Below are 9,425 nucleotides of genomic sequence, written 5' to 3'. Positions count from 1 at the left end.
GTAATCATAAATTAAGGTAGGTTATTGGAAGCCCCCTATAATCTATTGTAGCAAAACCACTCTGATTAATTCACGGAATCCCTCCCAATCAATATGTTCATCAAGTGTTTTTAAAGGGTCTTTATAATTGCCTAATTTATCCTGATGATCCATAAAATCAAAGAGTGTGCGTTCCCGTTTTTTCATATCTAAATTTAATCATTTATGCTCGTTTATTCGCTTTTTTGTACTTATAAATTAAGGTAGGTTATTAGGAACCCCCCAATGTTAAAATTAAGCGTATCGCTTATTGATGAAGAATTTTTAATAAAATTGTCTTCCTTAGAAGATAAGTATCTGTCTTCGACACTTAATAGTGAAGAAAAAGAAAAATAGCACTTCCAATAATGGGGCTTTTTTACACTATTAAAAATTTTTGTTAAAAGAATATTTTTTCCTTTTTTAAATTTACACTGATAATGTTCTGATCCTTTTGTAAATAATGATTATTTACTTTGTCAAAGATTTTCTCGCCATTAAACCATAATATTAGTTTACCTTGGGAGCTAAATCTTAAGGCAGCTTTTTGTACAACAGGGCTATATACTTCACAAAAAGCATAGGTGGCTGTTGGTGTAGTGTCTTTTAATGGATAAGATTTTTCTATATCAAAAAGATCATTTAAAGCCAATTGTTCTTTTATGTTTTTTACATTAGATAAATCATCAGCGTAAATGCTGTTTTCTTTAAGCCCAAATTGATTCAAGTAATTGGAATCTTTTAAGGTTTCAGTCTGTATTCTTAAATCTTCATATTTACCTAATAATATTAGTTTACTTACGATAATTTCTTTATCTTTTATTTTACTAAAATCAGGTAGATTTAGGGTATTAGTGATATTTTTTTTGCAGGCTAAACTGCAAAACAGAATTAAATTTAGGAGGAATAAAACACACCATTTCATAATATGAATATTTTTTGAGTTTTATAAAAAAATCAAAGCAAATAAAACCTCAAAGCATCCTGAATAAACTTGTTGTAATTTTTAAAAGAATTTTGCAGGCTATTCTTCAAGGTATTTCTATTGACGGGCGTTCCTTTTATGGGTGGGTTTAATTCTTTTAGGGCAACAGGTTTATCCACAACTTGGGTGGCAAACCAAGTAACATGTTCATGTGGTAGGGCAATCCCTAAAATCATTCCGGGTAAACCGGTAAAAGACTCGGGCCCACCCGTAGCTATAATTTCATCAGTGTAAAAAGCCACCACATATATAGAATCCATAATAATGGCATTAGCTCTTTGGCATTCATAACCTGCTATATTGCGGGTTTCATCTGTAATTTTCCATTTTATGTTTCGCAAACTATCCTTTACCAAAAAAGTCTCCTCAAATACTTTTTTCTGAGACCAACTTATTTTGCTAGCTATATCGGTATATACTAGATTATTCTGCTCAAAAGCCGGAAACAAAAAAATATTATTTACGGTTTCATTATTTTCACCGGGTTTATACAAACTCTGGTTTTGTGTAAAAGTTAAGGTACTGATGGAAGTTTTAAACTGGGGTTGCGTTTTCTGATAGTTTTCAAAGCTTTTCTGCATATAGGTTTCGTTATCCTTATTGATATTGCTTTTTATGATTGCATACATGTTGGCTCTTTTTTCATAGGTAATAATTCCGCTGGTAGCAAATTTAACATACTGCGCATTCCCGGTTGTGCATAGTAACATAAAGAATAAAAAATAAAATATTTTCATGCGATTTATTATTGTTTAACGTTTCCTGTTTTGTTGAAATCCCAGCTCAGCGAGCATAGGAAATATCTTTTTATAGTAGTGTATTGCTCCTGTACAAACATATTATTAAAACTGTTGCGGGTAAAACCATTATTCTGATTCAGTAAATCGTTTACGCCAACAGAAAACTTAAGACTTTTGTCTTTTAAAAAATTTCTATTTAAAGTGCTATTCCAAATGATTTGGTTTAAATCTTTGTTAAAAGATTGGGTCTTTGCCCGATAATCATACAATCCCTCCATTCTTAGGGAGAATTTTGCAGGCAGAAAAATTTCCATTTCGGCTTCGCCATTTAATCCCCAACCGCTATTATCAAAACTGTTTGGTAGCGAGGCATTAACCGAATTGTAATTGGGATTAACAACTATCAACCAAGAATATTTAGCTTTTCTATATCCAGAAACAGATGTAGTAACTGAATAATTATAGGTGGTAGTTTTATTTAATACGGTATTAATAATATTATAGTAGGTATTACCTGTGGCTGTAAACAATAAATTTACCCCTAATTCCGGCTTTTTAAGTAACTTATTAAAGCCTGTTCTTAATAAAAAATCACTTAGATAATCATCAGAAAGATTAACGTACTGAAAAGTATTCTTTCCCAAATCATCGGTACTTATTTTATTAACAATTGGGGCAGATGTGAGTGAATATTTCCCGTTCATTATAAATCCGCTTCTGCTGAGTACTTTGTTAGCAGTAAACTTAAAATCAATTGCATGGTAAAAAGACGGCTCTAAGTTCGCATTCCCTATAAAAACATTAAGAGGGTCTAAATTGTTTCTGAAAGGCTGTAGTTGTGTAATGGTAGGTTGGTTGGTGGTACCCTGATAATTTATTTTGAGGCTTTTTTGCTGCGAAGGCGAATACTGATAGCTTGCTTGTGGATTTAGATTGATGAAATTGCGGGAATAATTTTTTAACGACATCAAATCTTTCTGCTCATAATCAGAAAAAAGAGTTTTCAAACCTGCCGTAATGATGCTTTTTGCTTTGCTATAATTGAATACTGCCCCAAACTGTTGGGTATTTTGCCTAAGCTGGTAATTATTACTGAAAAGGCTGTCTAACAAAGTATAAAACCCTGGTGCTGTAGCGTTAAAAGATTTCCGGTCTGCATGACTTTGGTTAACAGAAAAACCAGTATTAAACACCAAAGATAAGTTTTTTGATAAGGGTTCTGTGTAGGTAATATTAGAACTTAGCGTAGAAATCTTAATGTTCTCCGGCTTTTTTTGGTCGATGGTTTGGGTGCTGTCTATCATTCCCAAATCGTTATAAAAACTGTTTTTTGCTTTCAGAAACTGCTCGCCGTTCCTATTGTTTGTTACAAAATCCATCTGTAGGGAGATTGTCCGCCTGTTTTTTTTAAACTTTTTACTCAAAAAGGCACTACTTCCAAATAAAGCGTCTTTTAGGCTATTGTTAATATTTCGGTTACTGTTGTTTAAAAAACTGGTACTGTCTTTTATAGCAAAAGTTTGATAAGCGGTATATCCATCCGATTTTTGCTTGGAGCCAAATACCGCAATTTTTAAGTTTAGTGAAGAGTCCAATTGCGTTTCAAAGGTGGCATCTAACTTTTGCCGAAAACTGCTATTTTTGAACTGCTGGGCCGAGTTATCGCTAATTAATGCGGTGGGTAAATTATTTTGCGTCAATTTCTCTCTATTACCTTCTACGCCATAATCACCCATTTTAAAATTGAGATTTAAACCTTGTTTGCGTTCGCCCCATTTGGTATCATAATGAACGCCGGCTGTATTTACGCTTGGCAAACCTTGACCTTTGTAATTGCTATTTGAAGATTCAAAATCATCTGCACCATCATCTAAACTCATGATGCTATTTTTAGGTGCACTGGATGCACCATATTTAGCATTATCTTGCCAACCTAAACCTATTTTTCCGTTGTTCCCGCTTATGCCATAAATAGCAAGTTTATTGTTCTTTTTAAAACTGTTGAGCATAGCTTGGGCTTGGTAATAACCATCATTACCAGCTCCGCCCTCAAGCTTGCCAAAATAGCCGTTCTTTTTGTCTTCTTTTAGTTTGATGTTGATGGTTTTTTCTTTTTTTCCATCATCAATACCTGTAAAAGTAGCTTGGTCGCTCTTTTTATCATATAGCTGAACTTTGTCCACCATATCACCACGTATATTCCTTGTAACTAGTGTAGGGTCGTCTCCAAAAAATTCTTCCCCGTCAACCAATACTTTTTTTACTGCATCGCCATTGGCCGTGATCTTTCCGTTCTGATCTATGCGCAAACCTGGCAATTGTTTCAACAGATCTTCTACTTTAGCGTGGGGCTCAATCACATAACTGCCGGCATTAAACTCCGTGGTGTCGCCTTTTATTTTTACAGCCACCGCTTTTCCCTTAATTATAATTTCTTTTAAAAACCTAGATTTTAAATTAAGGTGCAATTGTCCAAAGTCGATTATTTTTTTATCATCCAAAGCAAAACGCTCGGCATATCCCACATAGCCCGGGTAACTTACCCTCAAGATAAACGCCCCCGGTTGAGTAATTTTAATGTTAAAAGCACCCAAAATATCGGTTCGCTTAAAACCTATTAAAATGGAATCTTTTGCGTTTAAAATACTGACTACCGCATTACCTAATTTAATGTTTGATGCTGTATCTGCAACTATTCCTTTAACAGTATATAAATTTTGGGCATGGGCAGAAATTGTTAAAAAAATGAAAATGAAAAAGAAGAACGCTTTAACTTTTAGGTTGATATTTGACATATATTTTGTTCTAATAGATTGATATTACCTATTCTCTTTTAACCTTTCTTGTTTAAGCACCCCAAACTCAAACCCACCCATCCCCAATAAACCATCCCCGCTTACGCCTTCTATTTTACCCAAAAACGCTGTATTAATGTCCGAACAGAAAAAGCTGATTGTAGCTTCTCCATTTTTATCGGTAATTACCTCAGGTGCCCAAAGCAGGGTGTTACGGGCATCGGGCAAGCCATCTCCAGCAGGCTCCTTATCATAATTGGGTTGGTAAAATTCTTTTTCGGCATAGTATCCTTTTTGCTTTGTGAGATTGTTTCTCATGAGTAGTTCTTTTTCAGTAAAAATAAGATTAGGATTGGAATAGAGATAAGAGCTTGTGCCATACCAAAAGTTATTAAGATAATCTGCGCCTAATATCTCCTTGTTTTTACCTAAATGAACGTAATAAGTCTCTCCGTTAATTGGTTTTTTTGACCTATCCTCCTTGTGTTGAAAACAATTTAAGACGTTGCAAGGCACTCCTACAAAATCAGTATTCACCTCCGCTTTTGCTAAGCTATCCAATTTTCCAAGATACTTGTCCCTGAAAATACTGATACCTTTAGCCTTCACCACTACTTCATTAAGTTTAACAGAAGAGGGTCTTACGTCATTTTGATTTAATACCTTCTTCTCCTTCTCATGGGTCGCAGTAGATGGATAAATAATTTCTTTCTTTTGTATGGCTTTATTGATAATTGCGAAAGGAGTATCCAGACTGATACGTGGTTCAAAATTAGCTACACTTATGGGCTTTAAATAGAGATATCCTCCTTGGCTAGCCTTAAAATCTTGCGAAGTAACCACGAACTTACCCGTACTATCTGTCTTTATCAATGAACTATATTTTGAAGCCCCTTTTTCATCCGGACTGAATGCCTGTATAAACTGGATTCCCTTTGGGGCCTGCTTCAGTTTTTTAGTGAAATGTACTTCTCCGGCTATGCCATCGGAGATGAGCTGTTGATCTGCTGATTTACTTTTTGCCAGATTATCTTCACTCCAAACGTAATTTCGCCAGCCTTGTGTTAATAACAAAAGATCCAGAGCTTGCTCTCTATCTTCAAGAAGATGTTTTTCATCAAAGTAATATGTAGGGTCGTAAATCCTTCCTTTCAACTGTTCCGACAGGTAATAGTGGTTCAGTATGTTCTTAGCGTCTTTTTGATTTTCATAGAGTTTATCAAATATGCTAACTCCCAAATGAGCTACCACCGGTTGTCCTTCTTCATCAAGTACTTTAATCTTCAGCTCTGCTTTTTCACGAAGATTAAGTTGCTGTTTAGAAAGTTGTGTGCTGATGTACAGCTTCTTCTGCGGATGCACATATGCCAGCCTTTCGGCAACTGGGAGTAAATTCTCATCAAAAAGTGTAAACTCTGCAATGCCCTGTTGACTAAATTCTTTTAAGGGTATTTTTACAACCAGTTCTTTATCCAGCAGGGCACTGGCTATGCAGGATGTTTGTCCGCGAAGCTGGCCACGAAGGTAAACCATACCTTTTGTACCTCCTGTACGTTTGACAACGAAAACCAGCCTGCTACTGTCTCTACTCATCAGACTTAAAGAAATACCTTCGGTATGAATCTTTGGCAAAGAGAAAATACTGTCTGTGGCGGGTTCGGTAAGCCGGATCTGGTATTGTTTACCTGCTATAGGGCTAAAATCCAAACTGCCCATACCGGCATGTTCGCTTTTAAATTTCTGGAGCGCTTTCCCATCCTGAAAGAGGATACCTGATACCTTTACAGGCTTTCCAAAAGAATCTACTGCTTTAAAGGAAAGTCTGGTTGGTAGTCCGTTGACCAACTTTCCTCCTTCTGGAAAAACGCTGAACTGGATGTTCTTTTTATCTTGTTCCGTAGATTTTGCCGTTACAGTATTGGAACTTGTGATGATCGATTTATAATCCTTTACCACCTGCACCTTACGCAAAGCTTTAAACTCATTACTATCGGCATAAAAGGAATTTGCTGTAAAGGCCTGCAACATATATTCGCCCTCCGCAAGGCTATCTAGGAGATAGACTTGCCCATTGGTAAAACCGTTATTTATTTCATACTGTTCCTGCCAAATAGGTTTTTTGTTGTTCTCGTTGATCAATTGCAGGTAGAGCGTCTGGCTCTTTACAGCAGGTATGAAACTTTGAGCATCCAATATATATGCTCTAAACCATAAGTCTTCCCCACTCTCATAGATGCCTTTACTTGTTTGTAGATAGACGTTTTCTAAAGGGATTTTTTTTGCTTTTGTATGAAGCTGTTCTGCAAGATTATCTAAGTTAGAAATAGGGTTTTTGGATTGCGAAAAAGTGGTCAGGTTGAAGAAAATTAATACGAAAAAAACAATGCTATATTTCCATTTTAATTTAAATATAGTCTTGCTTCCTGTTAAGCTCATTTTTTTAACAATCATATTGAATATTCTTTTTTATTTGACAGCAATTAAGCTGTTAAGCTTCGCAAAAGCAGAACCGTTTTTAGGTGATTGAAACTCATGAGTAGATACCTTACCCTCTTCCATTTTAATGATACATGGATAAATACCATTGTCTGTAGAAATAGAAAAGATATCTTTCTTGTCGATATAGACATTGGCTTGCTCTGTTATTTTCATACCAATTTTTTGTTGAAGAATTTTAAGGGAGGAAATTTTTGTTAACACAAAAAGTATATCATTATCTTTGATATGATCTCTCATAAAAGCTTCTCCTTCCTGTATACATCCGTGACATCCAAGCCCTGGTAATACCACTATCCATCTATAATTTTCATTAATTTGGGTCTGATTGATTGCATTAATTAGTTGTTCTTTTTCTACCTGATCTTGTGTTTTTTTACAGGATATAAATGACGTAATTATCATTATGCAAATTAGGAACAGATATTTAAGTTTTTTCTGATTCATCTTAGATTTTTTTTAGGTTGAATATTTTTAGTGTAAGGTGGCTTTCATCATTCTTATTACCCGTATATTCAACATTTAAGCCTTCTTTGGTTACAAAAGAATTTTGCCAATTCCAATCCTCTCCATTACCTATATTAGTTTCGCATAGGTATTTAAAATTTTTATCCATGATTATGATGGCAACAGGTTTTTTTTTTCCAGTCTTTGATTTCATCAGATTCGATATTTCTCAGCAGAAATCGATAGTATACTTGCTTGTAGGAATCATACTTAATAGCCGTGTACTCGTCATTTTGAATAATGTTGGTTAATATTTCTTCGGGCGCAGGAGCTGTATGGTCATCTAGTTCCATTTTTTTTGTTTCAATAACTTCTAATTTTGAAGATGCCATCAATAGCCCTTGGTTCTGATTTTTTATTTCGGCCATATTTCCTTTACAGGCAACAAAGAACAGGACAAGAAAATAGATTATATATGGTTTAAAATTCATTATTAAAATGTGTAAGATAAGAGCAGGATTGCTTTTAACAATCCTGCTACCAGTTTAAATTTAATTACTGTTGTGTGGGTCACATTCATTATCCGTAGAGAAAAAGCAACGACCTGTCCAACTACATGTGCCACCTACTGAAACGCCTGTAACACACTCCGCATTAGCCTCACTAATTTTTGTTAATGATGCCAAATCCATATTGTTAGAATTACTTTCCCCGTTAAGTGATACTGTAAAAAATAATGCTGCCGCAAAGGCAGTGATGCCGGTAATTTTTAAAATTTTTTTTATTGGATTTTTTTTTAGATTATAAAATATTTTAATCCTGATGTATTTTTTCACAGGATGGAAACCTTTGGCTTCTATAAGTACGACAAATGCTTTATTTAACTCCTTTCCTTATTTAATATATCGAAGATAAATATAACATTTAATAAAGTCAAATTTTTAATACCAATGTTGCTTTCCGTTCTTATAAGTGAAGATCATACTGTATTTGTCAGTATCATGAATCTTAAACATCAAAAGCGCATTTTCGGAAACCTGAATGTATGAAATGGGTGTAGTAGCGGATGATTTTCTTACTCCAAGCGACTTCCAACCGAAATCCCAATATTAAAGTTCGTACACACCGTTTTTTCTAACGCTAGAGTTTAAAACATAGTAAATTTGAAAATCGCTCAACGCTATAGGTTGCCCAAAATCGTATCCGAACCATACAGGAACAATATTTTTGTCTAAAGATTGCAAGGTTGAACCTGTAATTAGGTTATTGTCAACAATATTTTTTGCATCAGTGCTGTCCAATGATGAAGAAAACATCAATTTACTTCTAACCTCTGTTTGTTGCCCTTTTTTATTATAAAAAAAATTGCACTCGTTTATTTTACCCTTTTTGCCGGCCGCTATTTTGAAACGATAGTAGCGGTACTTCTTTCCCTCCTAAAACACAGACGTAGGCATATTTGAGTTTTTTTATAGTTTTGATTATAGGAGTATGAATCTGAAAGGTGTTGAAATATTCCTGAGTTACGTCAATTAAATTTGGATTTTTAAAAAAAGAGACAATTTCTTTTCCTGTTGAAACTGTATGTGTCAGAAGTTCGTTTCCATGCCGTCTAAAAGTTTTACGATACACTTTTGGCATATCAATTGGTCCAAGATCAGGGTGAATCACCTGACGCATATAAATAGCTTTTAGGCTACGTAAGCCGTCTCTTTTCCAAAAAGGTTCTATAGGATAGATGCCACTTTTTAATAACAGTGTATTCCATTCATGTCCAATAGGATTTACCCTTAATGCAGGCACCAATTTATAGCAACTGGTATGGCAAAAGAACGTAATAGAAGGCAATTAAACCAACACCGTTGAGGGCACATTGTGGTTTTAGAGGCTAAAAAATCGTTAACTTTTAAGTATGGAAACTTGGAGGCTACTTCTCCACCATAC

Annotated in this window: 9 protein-coding genes; all 9 read right to left on the bottom strand. The window is 34.8% G+C overall.

All coding sequences use genetic code 11. From position 1 onward, the window contains the following. Positions 1–42: 42 nt before the first annotated feature. Entirely contained in the window at positions 43–186 is a 144-nt protein-coding gene (locus ADIARSV_RS21835; RefSeq protein WP_016194751.1) for a hypothetical protein, read from the bottom strand. A 232-nt stretch (positions 187–418) separates the two neighbouring features. Beyond that, a complete protein-coding gene (locus tag ADIARSV_RS07040; RefSeq protein WP_016194750.1) occupies positions 419–943 on the bottom strand; it encodes a hypothetical protein in 525 nt (174 codons plus the stop codon). 32 nt (positions 944–975) lie between these two features. Then, the gene (locus ADIARSV_RS07035; protein WP_083936535.1) at positions 976–1,740 is read right to left on the bottom strand and encodes a GLPGLI family protein; all 765 of its coding nucleotides are present in this window, start codon (positions 1,738–1,740) and stop codon (positions 976–978) included. Positions 1,741–1,748: 8 nt separating this feature from the next. Further along, positions 1,749–4,538, bottom strand: a complete 2,790-nt coding sequence (locus tag ADIARSV_RS07030; RefSeq protein ID WP_040299373.1) for a TonB-dependent receptor — start codon at positions 4,536–4,538, stop codon at positions 1,749–1,751. Positions 4,539–4,562: 24 nt separating this feature from the next. Then, positions 4,563–6,974: an alpha-2-macroglobulin family protein gene (locus ADIARSV_RS07025; RefSeq protein ID WP_016194746.1), complete on the bottom strand. Its 2,412-nt coding sequence runs from the start codon at positions 6,972–6,974 to the stop codon at positions 4,563–4,565. 30 nt (positions 6,975–7,004) lie between these two features. Beyond that, positions 7,005–7,481 carry a hypothetical protein gene (locus ADIARSV_RS07020; RefSeq protein WP_152439799.1) on the bottom strand — a complete coding sequence of 159 codons (477 nt, stop codon included), beginning with the start codon at positions 7,479–7,481 and terminating at the stop codon, positions 7,005–7,007. Positions 7,482–7,642: 161 nt separating this feature from the next. Continuing rightward, positions 7,643–7,909 (bottom strand): DUF4221 family protein, encoded by a 267-nt coding sequence (locus ADIARSV_RS07015; RefSeq protein ID WP_016194743.1) that lies wholly within the window; start codon positions 7,907–7,909, stop codon positions 7,643–7,645. Positions 7,910–8,032: 123 nt separating this feature from the next. Beyond that, positions 8,033–8,317 carry a hypothetical protein gene (locus ADIARSV_RS07010; RefSeq protein ID WP_040299369.1) on the bottom strand — a complete coding sequence of 95 codons (285 nt, stop codon included), beginning with the start codon at positions 8,315–8,317 and terminating at the stop codon, positions 8,033–8,035. 544 nt (positions 8,318–8,861) lie between these two features. Next, on the bottom strand, positions 8,862–9,284 hold the full coding sequence (locus ADIARSV_RS07000) for a hypothetical protein (RefSeq protein ID WP_152439798.1): 423 nt from the start codon (positions 9,282–9,284) through the stop codon (positions 8,862–8,864). Positions 9,285–9,425: the final 141 nt, after the last annotated feature.

Origin of the sequence: Arcticibacter svalbardensis MN12-7 (assembly GCF_000403135.1) — a bacterium.
GTDB lineage: Bacteria > Bacteroidota > Bacteroidia > Sphingobacteriales > Sphingobacteriaceae > Arcticibacter > Arcticibacter svalbardensis.
This window is presented reverse-complemented; position numbering and strand designations above follow the sequence as displayed.

Bases quoted from the DNA above. Each gene is read 5' to 3' on its own strand.
- ADIARSV_RS07015 (WP_016194743.1), bottom strand. From the start codon at position 7,909: ATGGCCGAAATAAAAAATCAGAACCAAGGGCTATTGATGGCATCTTCA.
- ADIARSV_RS07040 (WP_016194750.1), bottom strand. From the start codon at position 943: ATGAAATGGTGTGTTTTATTCCTCCTAAATTTAATTCTGTTTTGCAGT.
- ADIARSV_RS07020 (WP_152439799.1), bottom strand. From the start codon at position 7,481: ATGAATCAGAAAAAACTTAAATATCTGTTCCTAATTTGCATAATGATA.
- ADIARSV_RS07030 (WP_040299373.1), bottom strand. From the start codon at position 4,538: ATGTCAAATATCAACCTAAAAGTTAAAGCGTTCTTCTTTTTCATTTTC.
- ADIARSV_RS07035 (WP_083936535.1), bottom strand. From the start codon at position 1,740: ATGAAAATATTTTATTTTTTATTCTTTATGTTACTATGCACAACCGGG.
- ADIARSV_RS21835 (WP_016194751.1), bottom strand. From the start codon at position 186: ATGAAAAAACGGGAACGCACACTCTTTGATTTTATGGATCATCAGGAT.
- ADIARSV_RS07025 (WP_016194746.1), bottom strand. From the start codon at position 6,974: ATGAGCTTAACAGGAAGCAAGACTATATTTAAATTAAAATGGAAATAT.